The following is a 17,718-nucleotide window of genomic DNA, read 5'->3' as shown; positions in this document are numbered from 1 at the left end:
TGCTTGTGCTTCCACCGATATCGAGTTGGCAGAGCGACACAGTGCTGAGCGGTTTTTCTGTCGAACTGGGCCGAGATAAGCTAGCGCACCCCAACAATATCATTCGCCAAATGCATTTCCTGTGGGATGCTGTGTAACAGCTTTGCCCCATCCCGCCGGATAAATTCCTCGCCGCACGTATTCATGAAACGTCGAGTACGGCCAATTCGCTATCGTACACGCATGGCCATGTTTGACGGGGTTGTAATGGATGTAATCAGCGTGCTCCGCGAAATCCCTTTCGTCCCGGATGAGGTGTTCCCAATAACGTCGTTGCCATATTCCACGCTCTCCTTTTGCCCGTCTGCTGGCACTGCGAGGTTCTCCTTCCGAAATTCGGCGTGAGAATCCCGCTTTGATCAACATCCAGCGCTTCGGGAAATCCGCATCGCCTTCCGGCATTGTCCACATCGCGTGCAGGTGGTCAGGCAGAATTACCATCGCGTCTATTTGGAATGGGTGTCTGCCTTTGACTTCCCGCATCACCTTGCGCAATACATCCACATGATCCACTAATAACGTGCGATTTCGTTCCAACAAGTTAACAGTGAAGAAATATGTTCCGCCTTTCACATCCGCGCGTCGATAGCGCATGCATTGCATCCTTAAGTAGGTTGGGGTGAGGTACGAACCCCAACGCTTCATCTCAAGGGAAATAACGTTGGGGTTCGTACCTCACCCCAACCTACTTACTACAATGACAATTGGAGTAGCATCTTACCGCGCCTTCAATCAAAATCAGAACTTTCGATGGTACTTGGGAGCAAGCGCAGCACAACCGATATCTGATCATCAAGCCAGTTTTTTTCTCAGTATCTCGTTCACTTGCGCGGGGTTCGCCTTGCCTTTGGCGGCCTTCATCACTTGGCCGACGAGTGCATTAAAGGCTTTTTCCTTGCCGGATCTGAATTCTTCAACAGATTTCGAGTTGGCGGCAATAACTTCGGCGATGAGTTTGTCCAGTTCGCCTGAATCCGAGATCTGCTTCAATCCCTGCGATTTGATGATTTCGTCAACAAGGTTCTCGTTCGGTTCCGAATCATGGCGCTTCCACCCTCCAGCTTGCTCACCGGATTGGGTCCACATTTGTCTCAATACTTCCTTCCCGATTTTTCCCGAGATGGTGCCATCTTTGATACGCCCTAGAAGTTGCGCGAGTTGTGCCGGAGACAGTAGGCAGCTATCAAAGAGCTTTCCTTCATTATTGAGATAAGCGGATATTTCTCCCATTATCCAGTTTGCGCAGAGTTTTGGATCAGATGGAAGTTTATCTGCAACCGCATCGAAGTACTCTGCAATCTCCCGATCGGCCGTCAACGCCGCCGCGTCATAAGCAGAAAGCCCATAGTCGCGCTCAAGGCGGGTTCGCATTTGCTGTGGCAGTTCCGGTAGCCCGTCCTTCACTTCCGCGATCCAGCTTGCAGGGATTTCCAGCGGCAACAAGTCCGGATCGGGAAAATAACGGTAATCCTGCGCATCTTCCTTGCTTCGCATGGCACGGGTTTCATCCTTTGCAGGATCGTATAGGCGGGTTTGCTGATGGATGGTGCCGCCATCTTCCAGAAGCGCTATCTGGCGTCGGGCCTCGTAATCGATAGCCTTCTCGAGAAAACGGAACGAGTTGAGGTTTTTTATTTCGCAGCGAGTGCCAAGCTTGTCCGACCCTTGTGGACGTACGGATACGTTGGCGTCGCAGCGGAAGGAACCTTCCTGCATATTGCCGTCGCAGATGCCGATCCAGCGCACCAGGGAATGCAACGTTTTGGCATATTCCACCGCTTCAGCGCTACTGCGCATATCTGGTTCGGAAACGATCTCGAGCAGAGGCGTGCCCGCACGATTCAAATCGATGCCGGTCATGCCGTGGAAATCCTCATGCAATGATTTGCCCGCATCTTCTTCCAGGTGTGCCCGGACAAGACGTATGTTTTTCTCGGTCTCGCCCACATGAATTGTCACGTTACCGCCTTCAACCACCGGCAGTTCATATTGACTGATCTGATAGCCTTTGGGGAGATCGGGATAAAAATAATTCTTTCGGGCAAAAATTGACGGCGAATTGATTTTTCCCCCAACCGACAGACCCAGCTTGATTGCCCGCTCGACCGCGCCGCGATTCAATACCGGCAGCACGCCCGGCAGCGCCAAGTCGACCGCGCAAGCTTCTGCGTTGGGCGCCGCACCGAAAGCGGTCGAGGCGCCTGAAAATATTTTCGAGTGGGTCGAGAGCTGCGCATGGACTTCAAGACCGATGACGATTTCCCATTGCATTGCGAGAACCTTTTTAAATAGTGTTTATTCTGGAACGACCTGCTTCTTCAAGGTAGGGCGCGGGACAACCCTGGCAGATAGGGGCCTCAGGACCTGGTGCGTCAGTAAAAGTCAACTGTGGACGGCATTCTTGGTCACCGCGCTGCCTACAAATATATTAAGTTATACCTGCTGTCGCAGACGAGCGATGAGCAGAGCAATCGTTATTATTGCTGAAATTACCGACGCGAATACGATATCGCTGGGGGAGATTGGATCTATACCACGTGTAAAAGCCAATGTAACATTAATTAAGGCGATCCCAAAAGTCATACCAGTCTGGATTGATTCCCTACAAATTGCTGAAGTTATGCTGCGCCGAACCATGAGCGGAGTAAGATAATCAGCTGTACCATTGTGAGGATACTGCGCAACTCCAGAATTCCGCGCGTCATAGTCCATAAAAACTGGAGGCACGTCGGGCTCAGGTAATGTTGTAGCTCCTCTTTCCTGTTTTCCCCCTTCGGTTAAAGATTCGGATGAAATGAAACAATCATAGTTATAAAGTATCTCCTGAGCATTCGGATAACGGTCTCGATAATCTTTCTGTAGGCTTTTTCGTTGATCTAACATACGATCACTTGCCCCAAAAACACTTAGTCTGGTATATCCAATCTCAAACTCTCTAACCAGCCCATCTGTCACCAGCGCAAATGGTCGTTCTATGATGAGATCATCCGCTTCCTGAACACCTAAAGTCTTTAGAACCTCGGTCTGAATGCGCACATAACCTTTCTCGATGTCTGCAACGTCTGCTGATTTTGTGCGGAAAGCTAAATAGCGAACACCAAAAATGGAAGAACTTCCGGTTCGAATCCAATGCCAAAACTTGCGGCGAGCAGGCATGAGGTAAAAAGGATAGGAAGCAAAGCTCTTGGAACTCTTAAATATCTCAAAAGGTACCCCAAGAGCGTTCCGCAGAGTCTGATCTACGGCAATTATCTTATTGTCCAATCCATCTACGATTCGCACTTGACAATGGATCGCCAAGTAGGATTGAAACCGATTTGCAAGTGTCTCATTTTGTTCGAGGGCGGGATGCTCGAACGCAATAACCGCCCACTTTGTCAGCTTAAGTTTTTTGGCCGTGTCTCGGTTCACCTCTACATAGTAGCCTGCCGTCCTAGTCCGCCCCAATGTCGCTTTGATACAAACGCGATGCTCGTTTGGAAAATCCGAAATCATATTTTGTGTCACAGACTCACCTTGAGCCAACCGGGCACATTGGGCGTTGTTCCAAAGGCGGCAATTATGCGCTCTCGTAGATCTAGAACAAATGAGGCATTATTAATTCTTTCGTGATACTCCTTGAGAGTTAGGGGAATATTCATGCTTGATAGAACAAGTTTGATGACTTCTCTCTGAGTGGGAAGATCATCTGATGCGCTAGCTGGTTGAAACTCCTTTAACGGCAAGAGTTTCTCACCGAGACGAAGTGCACCATATTTAGCTATGAACGCCAAGACGGGAAAATCGGTATTGATATCGGTGGTGCCCCGAGTAACTTCATATGCATCATAGTTTCCGGTAAGTTGTTCACTCAGCATAAGATCGTTCAGATTTTTTATATCTGTTACGATCAGGAACGGTTCGCCGGATGCTTCCGGTATGCGCTCAAAGGTGGCAGGGATCGCACCATAATAAGACAATGTAGCTGCATAGACAGGGATCCATTCTCTCAGTTGAAGACGTATAGCGAAGGCTAGAGGGACTGCTACAGTAGCTAATTTCTCCTTAAGGCGCGTCGGACTTGCGTTGGATCCGCAGGTAAGCAGCCCTACCGGGGTTTTTATTGCCGGCGCCCCTGCTGGCACTGTAGAAGAGAGACGAGTAGCTATTGTTGAAAACATAAGCTCGCTATTCGAAATGTGAAGTTTTGGCGCATACCCTATATTGCTTTCTGTTACCGAGAAGCAAGACCGTGCTATGTCGAATGGATAAGAGAAAGGCTCATGAAGGATCTTGCTCATACTGGTGTAAACCCTTTCTTTACGAGAAGGGAGATTGCTTGAATGTAATAAGATTCTAAGAAGATGGGTAGCTCATTCTAAAACAATCGGACAAATCAACCCTCGTCCTGGTTCGCCACTTTTCCCACCGATATGACCCAAACCTGCATTCGGGGTGCATCAGGCGGCTTGAACAGGAATAGCAGAAGCCATCCTGCTTGAGCTTCGGATCACGCTATGTCTTCCGGCCTTGGGTGCAAGGATGACAGGCATGTGCTCTTGAATCGGTTGCATCACACATTATCGAGGGACGTGGAAAGTACGCCATAGCTGGTTTTAGACCAGGTTCTTGGTCAACCCCGGAATAGTGGAATTCTTCGCGCTTTCTCCACAGAGGCGTAAACCACGCCGATACAAGTCAGCCAGGCTCAATTCACACTTCGGATCCGCTGGGCATCTGGAAATGCCAATCGGTTACCCGCTGGTATTCATGTGCCACATTCAGCATTTGCGCTTCCGTAAAATAATTGCCAACGATGTGCAGTCCCACCGGCCGGTTTTTGTTGCCAAAACCCACCGGGATAGACATGCCGGGCAAGCCGGCCAGGTTGACGGCGATGGTGTAGGCATCGGATAAGTACATCTGCACCGGATCGCTGCTTTTCTCCCCGAGATCGAATGCTACGGTGGGCGAAGTCGGGCCCATGATGATGTCGCACTGCTTGAAAGCCTCGGCAAAATCCAGTGCTATCAGACGCCGGAGCTTCTGTGCCTGAATGTAGTATGCATCGTAATATCCATGTGACAACACATAAGTTCCGATTAAAATGCGGCGCTTCACCTCTGCGCCAAAACCCTGCGCGCGGCTTTTCCGGTACATATCATCGAGGTCGATATACTCCGGGGCACGATAGCCGTAACGCACGCCGTCGAACCGGGACAGATTGCTCGACGCTTCCGCCGGGGCCAGCACATAGTAAACAGGAACCGACAGCTTCGTATTAGGTAGCGATACCTCCACCGTTTTTGCGCCAAGCTTGCGATATTCCGCGATAGCGGCTTCCACCGCGCGCGCTACGTCATCGTTTATTTCCTTCACGAAATATTCTTTCGGCAGGCCGATACGCAGCCCTTCGAGCGGCCTTTCCAGATCGCGCGTGTAATCTTCCGCCTCGCGCTGCAAACTGGTCGAATCACGTGTATCGAATCCTGTCATGACATTCAGCATCAATGCCAGGTCTTCTGCTGATTTTGCCATCGGTCCGCCCTGGTCGAGGCTGGAAGCAAAAGCAACCATACCGTAGCGCGAAACCAGTCCATAAGTGGGTTTGATCCCGGAAATGCCGCATAACGCGGCCGGCTGACGAATCGAACCGCCAGTGTCCGTGCCCGTCGCGGCAGGAGCCATGCGTGCGGCAACCGCACAAGCGGAACCCCCCGAACTGCCGCCCGGCACGGCTGTGATATCCCACGGATTCTTTACCGGTCCGTAATAGGAGGTTTCGTTGCTGGATCCCATGGCGAATTCATCCATGTTGGTTTTGCCGATATTCACCGCCCCTGCCGCATTGAAACGTTCAACCACGGCAGCATCGTAAGGGGAAACGAAATTGGACAACATTTTCGATCCGCAGGTAGTGAGCCACCCCTTGGTACAAAAAATATCCTTCTGGGCGATCGGAATACCCGTAAGCGGCTGGGCCCGGTCGGATGCGATAATCCTATCCGCGACACGCGCCTGAGTCAGGCTAGTCTCTTCATTGATGGTAATGAAGGCGTTGTAGCCTGGATTCAGCGCCCGGGAACGCTTGAGGAATTCATCGGTCAATTCAACGCTGGAGATTTTTTTCGCGGCGAGGAGCGTGGAAAATTGCTTGAGACTGGAGTTCAACATGTTATTCGCGGGGTGAAGCAAATCTTGCAAAAGATTACAAACGTGGAAGGAGAGCTCAGGGACGCGCCGGGTTTTACTCGATAACCTTTGGCACGAGGTAAAGACCCGCCTCTACCTGGGGTGCTATGGATTGAAACAACTCGCGCTGATCGACCTCCGTCACGATATCCGGGCGCAGCCGTTGCATCAAATCCTGCGCATGGGACACAGGTTTTATGGTCGATGTATCCACCGCCTGCATCTGCTGGATCAGGTTGAAGATACCTGATAACTGAGTCAGCGTGGTACTCGCCTCATCCTCGCTGACTTCAATGCGCGCCAGGTTGGCGATGCGCTTTACCTCATCCAGAGACAATGACATTGACCGCCAAATCCCTTATATTCAAATAGGTAATAGAGTATCATAGCCCGCCTGAGTGACGCATCCTTTTCCGCGCTTTATCATCGCCATCTGCAACGGATTTCGTAAACCATGCTTAATTTTATAAACAATAATGTATTGAAGGGTTATTTTTCAACCGATATGGCGATAGACCTGGGAACCGCCAATACGCTGATTTACGTACGCGGCCAGGGTATTGTACTAAATGAACCTTCCGTAGTCGCAATACGCCAGGATGGCGGCCCAAACGGCAAAAAAGTAATTCAGCAGGTAGGGCTGGCGGCCAAGCAGATGCTGGGACGGACCCCCGGTAATATCACCGCGATCCGTCCTATGAAGGACGGCGTTATCGCCGATTTCACCGTAACCGAACAGATGCTGAAGCACTTCATCAAGAAGGTAAATCCACCGCGACTGTTTTCCGCCAATCCCCGCATTGTAATCTGCGTACCTTATGGATCCACTCAGGTGGAGCGTCGCGCCATTCGCGAAGCCGCTTATGGCGCCGGCGCACGCAAGGTCGAACTGATCGAGGAACCGATGGCGGCAGCGATCGGCGCCAACTTGCCAGTCGAGGAAGCGACTGGTTCGATGGTGGTCGATATCGGTGGCGGCACTACCGAGGTGGGCGTAATTTCGCTCGGCGGCATCGTTTATTCAAATTCGGTACGCGTCGGAGGCGATAAGTTCGACGAGGCAATCATCAATTACATTCGCCGCAATTACGGCATGCTGATCGGTGAAGTTACCGCCGAACTGATCAAGAAGGAAATAGGATCCGCTTTCCCCGGCTCGGAAGTACGGGAAATGGAAGTCAAGGGACGCAATCTGGCAGAAGGAATTCCGCGCAGCTTCACTATTTCCAGCAACGAAATCCTCGAAGCGCTGACGGATCCGCTGAATAGCATCGTCAGCGCGGTCAAATCGGCGCTTGAGCATACGCTGCCTGAGTTGGGTGCGGATATCGCTGAAAAAGGCATGGTATTGACCGGTGGCGGGGCACTGCTAAGAGACATCGATCGCCTATTGATGGAAGAAACAGGGTTGTCGGTTATCATCGCTGAAGACCCACTCACCTGTGTTGTGCGGGGATCAGGTGTCGCTCTGGAAAATATGGATCAGTTGGTTGGCGTTTTTGCCAGTGACTAGCGGGTTGTCGAGGACGTCCGGTCGGGTCCCGGCCGAGCGCATATTGAATCGTCCATCGTGAAACCCGAGAGACATGACGGAAACGAATCCGCGGTTTTTCAGGCATGGTCCCAGTCTGCTGGCGCGGCTTGTTTTTTTTGTAATGCTGTCATTAGTGCTGATGGCCGTCGACGCCCGGTTTAAATATCTTCTCGAAATTCGCCAGGCCTTCTCTACCGTGGTCTATCCACTACAGAAACTAGCCAATGTACCGGGAACGATCTACGACAGTGCAAGCGAGCTTCTCTTTAGCGGGCATCTGGCCGACGAGAATATTCATCTCAAGCAGCGGCACCTTGTCGACCGGGGCCAACTCCAGCAATTGAGCGCCCTGGAAGCTGAAAATGCCCAGTTGCGCAAGCTTCTGGAAGCCACGCAGCGGGTTGAAAGCAAGGCGGTGATGGCTGAAATCCTGCATGTACCGCGCGATCCGTTCAACCGTAAGGTCATGCTTGATAAAGGTAGCCAAAGCGGGGTTCAGCCAGGTCAGGTGGTGGTGGATGATATTGGCGTGGTGGGGCAGATTACACGCGACTATCCATGGGCATCCGAAGTCACGCTCATTACCGACAAGGATCATTCCGTGCCGGTGCAGGTAGTGCGTAACGGCCTTCGCTCGGTGATATCGGGCACGGGAAAGGATGCGATGCTTGAATTGCGTTACCTGGCTGTCAATACCGACATACAGGAAGGAGACTCCCTGGTTACTTCCGGAATAGATGGGGTTTATCCCCCTGGTCTTCCCGTCGCGGTGGTTTCAAAGATCGAACGCAATCCTACGTATGTCTTTGCCCGTGTTACCTGTACACCTGTTGCCGGAGTAGGTCATAACCGCCAGTTGTTGATATTGTCCACGCTGGCGCCCGTTACGGAAATTCCGGTGGAGGCGTTCGAATTGAAGCCCGAGGGCAGAAAGCGAGAAAAAGGTGGCGTTCGCTAATCATCCCAAACATGAAATTCTGCTGTCTGTCAGGGGCTCGTTCATCGTCGTCAGCCTGATGGTGGCGTTATTGCTGAATCTCATGCCGTTAAAAGGCATCGCGCTGGCGTTATGGCCGGATTTCATTGCCTTGGCGATACTTTACTGGTGTATCAGCCAACCGCAGCGTGTCGGTATCAGCGTCGCGTTTGTAATGGGCCTGCTAATGGATTTCGGCGATGCCACCACATTTGGCCAGCATGCCCTGGCATACAGCATCATGGCTTTTGTCGCACTGCTGTTTCACCGGCGCCTGAGCAACTTTGAATTGCTCAAGCAAGCTCCGCAGATAGGATTGATATTGCTTTTGGGACAGCTCATCATACTTCTGACAGGGCTGCTGGATGGGTCCCATTTTCCCGGCTGGAATTTCTTTCTCGCGAGCGTTACCGGCACATTGCTGTGGCCGTTTTTCTCTTCATTGCTGAGAATACCACAGAAGCCCAGGTTTGAATCCGATGCCCGATGAGCCGTACAGTAGAGCTTCGTAACCATCCGCGTGAACTGAAAAACTTCCAGTTGCGGCTTGCCTTCAGCGCGGGATTCGTGCTGCTGCTATTCCTTTTGCTGTTTGCGCGTTTCTCTTACCTCCAGGTATCGCAGCGCGAGCACTATCATACTCTGGCGGAAGCCAATCGCATCTCCATTTCACCTATCGTGCCCAATCGGGGTTTGATTTTCGACCGTAATGGTGAAGTGCTGGCGCATAACTACTCTGCTTATACACTTGAAATCGTGCCCAGCAAGGTTGGAGACCTTGAGGCTCTCATTAACGAATTGGCTACCGTTGTCGAAATAGCCGCGAGAGACCGCAAACGTTTCAAAAAGTTGATGGAGGAGAGCAAGAGATTTGAAAGCCTGCCCATCCGTACCCGGTTGTCGGATGTGGAAGTCGCCCGTTTTGCAGCCAACCGCTATCGCTTTCCAGGGGTGGAAATCAAGGCACGTTTATTCCGCCAGTACCCCAAGGGGGAAAGCGCATCTCATGTCGTCGGCTATATCGGCCGAATCAATGACAAGGATCTTGAGCGACTGGAAGCCAGCGACGGCTTGGCCAATTATCGAGGCTCCCACCACATGGGTAAAATCGGTATCGAGCAAAGTTACGAAAAAGAACTGCACGGTATCACGGGTTTCGAGGAAATGGAAACGGATGCAGCCGGCCGGGTGATAAGAGTGATATCCCGTACGCCGGCGATCTCCGGCAACGATCTGACACTTTCGCTCGACGCCAGATTGCAGGAGGTCGCCGAGAAAGCTTTTGGAGATCGGCGCGGCGCGCTGGTCGCGATTGAACCTGCTACCGGCGAGGTGCTCGCGTTCGTCAGTAAACCGGGATTCGATCCCAATCTGTTTGTCGATGGCATCGATTCTGAAAATTGGGATTTACTGAATAATTCCATCGACAGGCCTTTAAACAACCGCGCATTGCGCGGGCTTTACCCGCCAGGCTCCACGTTCAAACCATTTATGGCACTGGCCGGCCTGGAGCTGAAAAAACGCTGGCCACGGCATGCAATCAACGACTCCGGATATTTCAGCCTGCCCGGCAGCACGCACCGCTTTCGCGATTGGAAAGCCGGGGGCCATGGAATTGTGGACCTGCACAAATCTCTGGTCGTATCGTGTGACACGTACTACTACGGGCTTGCCAACGACCTCGGCATTGACAACATCTTCGATTTCGTCAGCCAGTTTGGATTGGGGAAGAAAACCGGCCTCGATATCGAGGGAGAAGCTAGCGGCCTGTTGCCCTCACAAGAATGGAAAATGCGGCGGCACAAGCAGAAGTGGTATGCCGGCGACACGATTTCGGTGGGCATAGGCCAAGGCTACAATCTGACCACTCCGCTACAACTGGCCTTTGCTACCGCGATACTGGCGGGGAATGGCACAGCATTTCGCCCACATCTGGTGAAGCAGGTCCTGAATAACGACAAGGAGGTGGTGCGGGAAATCGCCAAGGAGCCCTTATACACGCTCAATCTCAATCCCGATAATTTACAGGCGGTGCGAAACGCGCTCATAGATGTTACCCGGCCTGGCGGCACCGCGGCACTCGCCGGCGCCGACGCTGCCTATGTTTTTGCGGGCAAGACCGGTACGTCACAAGTGATCGGCATGAAACAAGGGGAGAAATACGTAGAAAGCAAGATCCGGGAACGTTTTCGCGACCACGCGCTGTTCATTGCTTACGCCCCCGCCGAGAACCCGAAAATAGCGCTTTCGGTACTGGTGGAAAACGGCGGCCATGGCGGGTCTACCGCTGCGCCGATCGCCAGGATGGTGATGGACTACTTCCTGCTTGGCAAGTTGCCCACAGAAGCGGCGGCAGAAGCTGTCGAGCCGAATGAAGAAGAGGACGAGCATGACTGAACCCATGCGCTTGTGGCATTACCTTACGCGTTATGTAGACAGCTTCCTGCTGAGCGGAATATTGCTGCTGATGCTGACCGGTTTGTTCACGCTGTATAGCGCAACCGATGCCAACCTCGGCCGCGTCATCAATCAGGCAATCAATATGCTGGTCGCACTGGGCATCATGTGGCTGGTCGCCAACATTCCATTGCAACATATCATGCGCATTGCCCTGCCGATATATGTAGCCGGCGTTCTCCTGCTGCTTGGCGTGGCGCTGTTCGGTGAGATAAACAATGGCGCTCGGCGCTGGTTGAACATCGGCTTTACCCGTATTCAACCGTCCGAGTTGATGAAGATAGCCGTACCGCTGATGATGGCGTGGTATTTCGATAAACATGAAGCCACCTTGCGGCTGAGGGACTATGCGGTTGCAACGCTGCTGCTGATACTTCCCGTACTGATGATCGTACGCCAGCCGGACTTGGGCACAGCACTGCTCATCGCATCGAGCGGCTTCTACGTACTGTTCCTCACAGGACTGTCATGGCGCATCATTGGCACCTTGTTCGTCGCCGGGGCAGGAAGCCTGCCGATACTATGGTCGACGATGCATGACTATCAGCGAAGGCGCGTCATGACCTTGCTTGATCCGACACAGGATGCGCTCGGCGCAGGCTATCACACCATTCAATCCACCATTGCTATTGGCTCCGGAGGCATTCTTGGCAAGGGCTGGCAGCATGGTACCCAGACCCATCTCGATTTCCTTCCCGAGAGAAGCACCGATTTCATCTTTGCGGTATTTTCCGAAGAATTCGGGCTTATCGGCAACTCGCTGCTGTTGCTGCTGTATCTGGTGGTTATCGGCCGCGGCATGATTATCGCTGCCAATGCCTCAACCCAGTTTACGCGCCTTATCGCCGGCTCGATCACGCTGACATTTTTCACTTATATTTTTGTCAACATAGGCATGGTCATCGGCATTCTGCCCGTGGTGGGAGTACCGCTGCCTCTGATCAGCTACGGCGGTACATCGATGGTGACAATGCTGCTGGGATTTGGTATTTTGATGAGCATACAGACGCATCCCAAGTTGGTGAAGACATGAGGAATATTGATTCGAGATCAGAATCCGTGTCGAATCCATTGCCCCCTACTCGGCAATGGGCAGCCTGGATTATCGCGATCTTTATTCTTACTTTCGTTGGCGGCTGCGGCACCATCCTGAAACAGGATAAGAGAGACAAGACCGGCGCATCGACGTTATTCGGCATCGGCCTGAAAAAGGGAGGTGGCTATTACCTGGACGATGGCCCCGGCGATAATCCACCCGCTGATCTCGCCTCCATTCCCGATGCCGTTCCCCGCGACGAGCCCTTGCGTCAGGCCAATATGCGCCCTTATGTCGCGCTGGGGAAATCCTATGCGCCGATGACTGTCCTGGAATCCTACAGGGAACGTGGAATCGCTTCGTGGTACGGCCGGCGGTACCATGGGCAAAAAACCGCCTCCGGTGAAGTCTACGATATGTATGGCATGACGGCAGCGCACACCACCTTGCCATTGCCCAGCTATGTTCGCGTCACCAACATCAGGAACGGAAAATCCGTAGTAGTAAGGGTCAACGATCGCGGACCCTTCCTTTCGGATCGCCTCATCGATCTTTCCTATACCGTCGCCTATAAGCTCGATGTACTGGGTGGCGGCAGCGCCTGGGTCGAAGTGGAAACCATCCTGCCGGGTTCCGATCCTGCCATGCGGGTTGCATCGGCGCCTGCCGTTGCCCCGAATACGGTCCGCACCTTTGCCGCAGGTCCCCCCGCACCTGTTCCAGTATCCGCCGTCGCCGGCGAAAAGACAGATGCACCTGCTGGTGCAGGGCAACAGGAGGCAGCGGCCGGACCGGGCTTGTTCGAAGTTGCATACTCACCCATGGAGTCAGGCGCATCCGTATCCGGCAGCACCGCCGCTCCCGCCACCGCGGATGCAAGGGGCATCTATCTGCAACTGGGCGCGTTCAGTGCCTATGATAATGCCGATAATTTCCTTGCACGCATGCGCAGCGAGCTTCCCTCAATCGATGCGCTCGGTATCGTCCCGCAAGATGGCTTGTTCAAGGTCCATGCGGGCCCTTATCCGGATCAGGTGGTGGCCAGGCAGGCAGCCGACAAGATCGCCCGCAGCCTTTCCATCAGGCCAATGTTGCTGGTGCGGTAGATTCCCAATCTATCTATGGCGAGGCAGGTTGCGAGACAGTTTTGCCGATTGAGAGAAATCCATAGCTTAGTCTATGGACGTCGAGCAAACGGCGAAAATGACCGCAAACTGACCACCAGCACTCGGGTAAGCTCGCAGAGCCGCCTAATGAATTATCTGGGTTCAAGGGCCTCGCCGACATGCGGTCTGTAGTGAATCGCAACAATGTCCTGGGAAGAAAAACGGGCCGGTTCTGGCATCTTGATAGCCAATTCTCTGCTCACTTGATAAAATCGGTCTTCCTTCTCAATCATTCCGCCCACCCAACTCAGGATCAGCTATGACAATACACTTCGGCCCAGCCAAAAAAATCAGTACATTTTATCCACCACAACGCACTTTGATGGGGCCGGGGCCATCCGATACCCACCCGCGCGTATTGTCTGCCATGGCCCGCCCCACATTGGGACATCTTGATCCAGTGTTCACGGACATGATGGAAGAGCTGAAAAGCTTGCTGCGCTATGCCTTTCAAACCGCAAATCTGTTGACTTTTCCGGTTTCGGGTCCAGGTTCGGTCGGGATGGAGATGTGCTTTGTCAACATGGTCAGCCCCGGCGATAAGGTGATTGTTTGTCGCAATGGCGTATTTGGCGGACGCATGATCGAGAATGTGCAACGCTGCGGCGGTACGGCAGTGGTGGTTGAAGACAAATGGGGAGCGCCGGTTGATCCGCAAAAACTGGAAGATGCATTGAAGCAGAATCCTGACGCGAAGATTGTCGCCTTTGTTCACGCCGAGACCTCCACCGGCGCGCTGTCAGATGCAAAAACCCTTTGCGAGATCGCTCATCGCCACAACTGCTTGACCATCGTTGATACCGTCACCTCCCTGGGTGGTTCACCGCTCAAGGTTGACGAATGGAAGATCGACGCAATTTATTCCGGCAGCCAGAAATGTCTTTCATGCCCACCGGGGCTGTCGCCTGTCAGCTTTTCCGAACGTGTGGTGGAACTGGTCAAAAATCGCAAGGGAAAAGTACAAAGCTGGTTTATGGATTTGAATTTGCTTCTCGGATATTGGGGAAGCGCCCGCACTTACCATCATACCGCCCCCACAAACGCGCTCTATGCACTGCACGAATCACTGGTAATGCTGCACGAGGAAGGGCTGGAACACTCCTGGGCGCGCCATCAACGCAACCACGAGGCGCTCAGGGCGGGATTTGAAACGCTGGGCATGGAATATCTTGTGGAGGAGAAATCGCGCCTACCACAGCTTAATTCTGTGCGTGTACCGGATGGCATCGATGAAAAAGAGGTGCGCCGCAGGCTGCTCGCCGACTATAGCCTCGAAATTGGTGCCGGCCTTGGCGACTTCGCCGGCAAGATCTGGCGCTTCGGCCTGATGGGTTATTCCAGCAGAATGGAAAATGTCATGCTGAGCCTGGGTGCGCTGGAAACGGTATTATCCGATATGGGCAAGAAAATTGAGCATGGCGCGGCAGAATCCGCCGCACATTATGCTTATGCGGCTAACCCATTACCTCTGGAAAGTAAAAACGCTGCCCAGGCGGCTTGATTCAACGTTTGAACCTGAATCCTATCCTCCGCGGCAGGATAGGTGGAACATAGCGTAGCGCAACCCATCGGTTTTTAATGATGGGTTGCGGTTCGGCAGCCTTCACTCATCCTGCAAAAGCTACTCTATCAGGTAGCGACATCCATAAAAGGGGATTCTCTTTCAGCTCAATGCATTCGTTGATCAAAGAGGGCTGATCTGAAACAGGGTAAAAACTGAATTACAACCCCAGCCGTTGCCAGATGGTAGTCGTCGGTCCCGCCGAGTTCAACGTATAAAAGTGCAATCCCGGCGCGCCGGCATTCAACAACCGGTCGCATAAATCGGTCACGATATCGAGTCCGAACGCGCGTATCGATGCGCTGTCGTCGCCGTAGCCTTCCAGTTTTTTTCTGATCCAGCGGGGTATTTCCGCGCCGCAAGCATCCGAAAATCTTGCCAGTTGTGAAAATTTATTGATTGGCATGATGCCGGGCACAATAGGGATACGGATATCCATTGCTTCGCATGCATCAATGAAACTGAAGTAGGCGTCCGCATTATAGAAATACTGGGTAATGACGGAATCCGCCCCCGCTTCAACCTTGCGTTTGAAGTTCTGCAAATCCTCCTGAGCGGAGTTGGACTGCGGATGGTATTCCGGATAAGACGCGACATCAATGTGGAACGCGTCATCAAATTCCTCACGTATAAACGTCACCAGTTCATTTGCATAACGAAATTCTCCTCCTTGTGCCATGCCCGAGGGAAGGTCTCCTCGCAGTGCGACCACATGGCGAATACCGCCATCACGGTATTTTTGCAACATGCTGCGGATGTTTTCGCTGGTCGCGCCGATACAGGAAAGATGGGGTGCCGCTACATAACCCTCTGCCTGAATTTCCAGAACTGTCTCAAGGGTTCGGTCGCGGGTGGATCCCCCTGCACCGAAGGTTACGGAAAAGAATTTCGGGTTGAGTTGTGCCAGTTGCTTGCGCGTCGCGCGCAACTTCTCGATTCCCTCCGGCGTTTGCGGCGGGAAAAACTCGAAACTGAAGGTGGGGGAAAATTTCTTTTGCGATTCCATTTTTACTCGCCGGGATGATTCACAGGGGTAGTGTGACGCAAGGTGGTTGCAAGCCTATCGGCTATCGGCACATTGTCGACTATCGGATAGTGTTTTCAGGAAGCGGGGCGCAAACGGATCCGGGATAGCCTGTGGCATGCAAGCACGCTGAGGATAGAAACAGGATCCCGGTGCCCTTGGCCGATACGATACTCATACCGGCTTATGACATTTTTGTTTGGCGTATTTGACCAGACTACGCTGGCGAAGAAGATAAAGGTTTAACTACTCGCTTCATCTCCTCCTCCCGCTTGAAAGCCGAAAATCAATACCGGTACATTGCAGGTTTGTACGGCCCGTTCTTGTCCAGGTTCAGGTAGCTTGCCTGCTCGTCGGTCAATTCGGTGAGCTTGACGCCCAGTTTCTTGATGTGCAATCGTGCCACTTTTTCATCCAGGTACTTCGGCAGCACATAGACGTTTTTCTCATAGCTGGCGCCATTTTGCCATAACTCCATTTGCGCCAGCACCTGGTTGGTAAATGAACTGGACATGACAAACGAGGGATGGCCGGTGGCACAGCCGAGGTTCACCAACCGCCCCTGCGCCAGCACGATGATGCGGCGACCTGTGGGGAAAATGACGTGATCCACCTGTGGTTTTATATTTTCCCATTGGTATTTCTCGACCGATGCAATATCGATTTCGGAATCAAAATGGCCGATATTGCACACGATAGCCTGGTCTTTCATTCTCAGCATATGGTCATGGGTAATAACGCGCAGATTGCCGGTGGCGGTGACGAAAATGTCAGCCTGATCGCAAACTTCGTCCATGGATACGACCCGATAGCCCTCCATTGCCGCTTGCAGTGCGCATATCGGATCTATCTCGGTTATCCAGACCGTGGCGCCCAGACCTCGCAAGGATTGGGCGCATCCCTTGCCTACGTCGCCATATCCACATACCAGCGCAATTTTGCCGGCAATCATGACGTCGGTGGCGCGTTTGATACCATCCACCAGCGACTCGCGGCAACCGTAGAGATTGTCGAACTTGGATTTGGTCACCGAATCGTTGACGTTGAAAGCGGGAAACGGCAGCTCGCCTTTTTTTTGCATCTCGTACAAACGATGGACACCGGTGGTGGTTTCCTCCGTCACGCCGCGAATAACGTCGCGCTTGCTGGAGTACCAACCGGGGCTGACGCTCAACCGTTTCCGGATCGCTGCGAACAACGCACGTTCTTCCTCGTTGGTCGGGTTGGCTATGACTGAAGGGTCTTTTTCCGCGCGGCTGCCGAGGATAACGAGCAACGTCGCGTCGCCTCCATCATCCAGGATCATATTGGGGGCGCTGCTCGCATCCGATGCCTGATCACCGGACCACTCGAAAATGCGGTGGGCATATTCCCAGTAATCGTCCAGCGACTCGCCCTTGTAGGCGAATACGGGTATGCGTTCCGCCGCGATGGCCGCGGCTGCATGGTCCTGCGTGGAAAAAATATTGCATGACGCCCAGCGCACCTGCGCACCCAGCTTGATCAGCGTTTCGATCAATACCGCCGTCTGGATGGTCATGTGCAGGGACCCGGCAATACGCGCACCTTCCAGAGGCCGGGCGCCAGCGTATTCTTCGCGTAGCGCCATCAGACCCGGCATCTCGGTTTCGGCGATGGCAATTTCCTTGCGCCCCCATTCCGCGAGGGACATATCGGCAACTTTATAATCCGTAAATTCACTGCCCTTGCTTGTGGAGGCAGATGCGGATGCAGGACTGAGCACAGCGTTCATG

At 52.9% G+C, this 17,718-nt stretch carries 15 protein-coding genes; 7 read left to right on the top strand and 8 right to left on the bottom strand.

The annotated features are described in order from the left end of the window. Positions 1 to 99: 99 nt before the first annotated feature. From BLP78_RS01720 to gatC, 6 genes are all read right to left on the bottom strand, one after another. A complete protein-coding gene (locus BLP78_RS01720; protein ID WP_090455824.1) occupies positions 100 to 633 on the bottom strand; it encodes an REP-associated tyrosine transposase in 534 nt (177 codons plus the stop codon). 198 nt (positions 634 to 831) lie between these two features. After that, complete coding sequence (gene gatB / locus BLP78_RS01715) at positions 832 to 2,310, bottom strand: Asp-tRNA(Asn)/Glu-tRNA(Gln) amidotransferase subunit GatB (RefSeq protein WP_090455822.1); 1,479 nt, start codon at positions 2,308 to 2,310, stop codon at positions 832 to 834. Positions 2,311 to 2,472: 162 nt separating this feature from the next. Continuing rightward, positions 2,473 to 3,546 carry a hypothetical protein gene (locus tag BLP78_RS01710; RefSeq protein ID WP_143002864.1) on the bottom strand — a complete coding sequence of 358 codons (1,074 nt, stop codon included), beginning with the start codon at positions 3,544 to 3,546 and terminating at the stop codon, positions 2,473 to 2,475. After that, entirely contained in the window at positions 3,543 to 4,319 is a 777-nt protein-coding gene (locus BLP78_RS01705; RefSeq protein ID WP_143002863.1) for a hypothetical protein, read from the bottom strand. Before BLP78_RS01705 ends, BLP78_RS01710 begins: the two co-directional genes overlap by 4 nt. A 412-nt stretch (positions 4,320 to 4,731) precedes the next feature. After that, positions 4,732 to 6,192, bottom strand: coding sequence for an Asp-tRNA(Asn)/Glu-tRNA(Gln) amidotransferase subunit GatA (gene gatA, locus BLP78_RS01700; RefSeq protein WP_090455816.1), 1,461 nt, complete (start codon positions 6,190 to 6,192; stop codon positions 4,732 to 4,734). 73 nt (positions 6,193 to 6,265) lie between these two features. Then, positions 6,266 to 6,553 carry an Asp-tRNA(Asn)/Glu-tRNA(Gln) amidotransferase subunit GatC gene (gene gatC, locus BLP78_RS01695; RefSeq protein ID WP_090455814.1) on the bottom strand — a complete coding sequence of 96 codons (288 nt, stop codon included), beginning with the start codon at positions 6,551 to 6,553 and terminating at the stop codon, positions 6,266 to 6,268. A 111-nt stretch (positions 6,554 to 6,664) separates the two neighbouring features. Here gatC and BLP78_RS01690 point away from each other — a divergent pair, with 111 nt between their 5' ends. From BLP78_RS01690 to BLP78_RS01660, 7 genes are all read left to right on the top strand, one after another. Beyond that, a complete protein-coding gene (locus BLP78_RS01690; RefSeq protein ID WP_025041307.1) occupies positions 6,665 to 7,723 on the top strand; it encodes a rod shape-determining protein in 1,059 nt (352 codons plus the stop codon). Between the two features lie 73 nt (positions 7,724 to 7,796). Next, a complete protein-coding gene (gene mreC / locus BLP78_RS01685) occupies positions 7,797 to 8,702 on the top strand; it encodes a rod shape-determining protein MreC (protein WP_090455812.1) in 906 nt (301 codons plus the stop codon). Beyond that, complete coding sequence (mreD, locus tag BLP78_RS01680; RefSeq protein ID WP_090455810.1) at positions 8,689 to 9,210, top strand: rod shape-determining protein MreD; 522 nt, start codon at positions 8,689 to 8,691, stop codon at positions 9,208 to 9,210. Before mreC ends, mreD begins: the two co-directional genes overlap by 14 nt. Continuing rightward, the gene (mrdA, locus tag BLP78_RS01675; RefSeq protein ID WP_090455808.1) at positions 9,207 to 11,117 is read left to right on the top strand and encodes a penicillin-binding protein 2; all 1,911 of its coding nucleotides are present in this window, start codon (positions 9,207 to 9,209) and stop codon (positions 11,115 to 11,117) included. Before mreD ends, mrdA begins: the two co-directional genes overlap by 4 nt. Further along, complete coding sequence (gene rodA, locus BLP78_RS01670) at positions 11,110 to 12,210, top strand: rod shape-determining protein RodA (protein ID WP_090455806.1); 1,101 nt, start codon at positions 11,110 to 11,112, stop codon at positions 12,208 to 12,210. Before mrdA ends, rodA begins: the two co-directional genes overlap by 8 nt. After that, positions 12,207 to 13,319, top strand: a complete 1,113-nt coding sequence (locus tag BLP78_RS01665) for a septal ring lytic transglycosylase RlpA family protein (RefSeq protein ID WP_090455804.1) — start codon at positions 12,207 to 12,209, stop codon at positions 13,317 to 13,319. Before rodA ends, BLP78_RS01665 begins: the two co-directional genes overlap by 4 nt. 319 nt (positions 13,320 to 13,638) lie before the next feature. Beyond that, positions 13,639 to 14,880 carry a pyridoxal-phosphate-dependent aminotransferase family protein gene (locus tag BLP78_RS01660; protein ID WP_090455802.1) on the top strand — a complete coding sequence of 414 codons (1,242 nt, stop codon included), beginning with the start codon at positions 13,639 to 13,641 and terminating at the stop codon, positions 14,878 to 14,880. A 220-nt stretch (positions 14,881 to 15,100) separates the two neighbouring features. On the opposite strand, the gene metF is transcribed toward BLP78_RS01660, so the two are convergent. Beyond that, the gene (metF, locus tag BLP78_RS01655) at positions 15,101 to 15,946 is read right to left on the bottom strand and encodes a methylenetetrahydrofolate reductase [NAD(P)H] (protein ID WP_090455800.1); all 846 of its coding nucleotides are present in this window, start codon (positions 15,944 to 15,946) and stop codon (positions 15,101 to 15,103) included. A 304-nt stretch (positions 15,947 to 16,250) separates the two neighbouring features. Beyond that, a complete protein-coding gene (gene ahcY, locus BLP78_RS01650; RefSeq protein WP_090455798.1) occupies positions 16,251 to 17,717 on the bottom strand; it encodes an adenosylhomocysteinase in 1,467 nt (488 codons plus the stop codon). Position 17,718: the final 1 nt, after the last annotated feature.

Source organism: Nitrosospira sp. Nsp1, from assembly GCF_900100985.1.
Lineage (GTDB): Bacteria > Pseudomonadota > Gammaproteobacteria > Burkholderiales > Nitrosomonadaceae > Nitrosospira.
This window is presented reverse-complemented; position numbering and strand designations above follow the sequence as displayed.

Excerpts from the sequence above, each read along its gene's own strand:
- BLP78_RS01720 (WP_090455824.1), bottom strand. The coding sequence starts at position 633 with ATGCGCTATCGACGCGCGGATGTGAAAGGCGGAACATATTTCTTCACT.
- gatB (WP_090455822.1), bottom strand. The coding sequence starts at position 2,310 with ATGCAATGGGAAATCGTCATCGGTCTTGAAGTCCATGCGCAGCTCTCG.
- BLP78_RS01705 (WP_143002863.1), bottom strand. The coding sequence starts at position 4,319 with ATGAGCAAGATCCTTCATGAGCCTTTCTCTTATCCATTCGACATAGCA.
- gatA (WP_090455816.1), bottom strand. The coding sequence starts at position 6,192 with ATGTTGAACTCCAGTCTCAAGCAATTTTCCACGCTCCTCGCCGCGAAA.
- gatC (WP_090455814.1), bottom strand. The coding sequence starts at position 6,553 with ATGTCATTGTCTCTGGATGAGGTAAAGCGCATCGCCAACCTGGCGCGC.
- BLP78_RS01690 (WP_025041307.1), top strand. The coding sequence starts at position 6,665 with ATGCTTAATTTTATAAACAATAATGTATTGAAGGGTTATTTTTCAACC.
- mreC (WP_090455812.1), top strand. The coding sequence starts at position 7,797 with ATGACGGAAACGAATCCGCGGTTTTTCAGGCATGGTCCCAGTCTGCTG.
- mrdA (WP_090455808.1), top strand. The coding sequence starts at position 9,207 with ATGAGCCGTACAGTAGAGCTTCGTAACCATCCGCGTGAACTGAAAAAC.
- rodA (WP_090455806.1), top strand. The coding sequence starts at position 11,110 with ATGACTGAACCCATGCGCTTGTGGCATTACCTTACGCGTTATGTAGAC.
- BLP78_RS01665 (WP_090455804.1), top strand. The coding sequence starts at position 12,207 with ATGAGGAATATTGATTCGAGATCAGAATCCGTGTCGAATCCATTGCCC.
- BLP78_RS01660 (WP_090455802.1), top strand. The coding sequence starts at position 13,639 with ATGACAATACACTTCGGCCCAGCCAAAAAAATCAGTACATTTTATCCA.
- metF (WP_090455800.1), bottom strand. The coding sequence starts at position 15,946 with ATGGAATCGCAAAAGAAATTTTCCCCCACCTTCAGTTTCGAGTTTTTC.
- ahcY (WP_090455798.1), bottom strand. The coding sequence starts at position 17,717 with ATGAACGCTGTGCTCAGTCCTGCATCCGCATCTGCCTCCACAAGCAAG.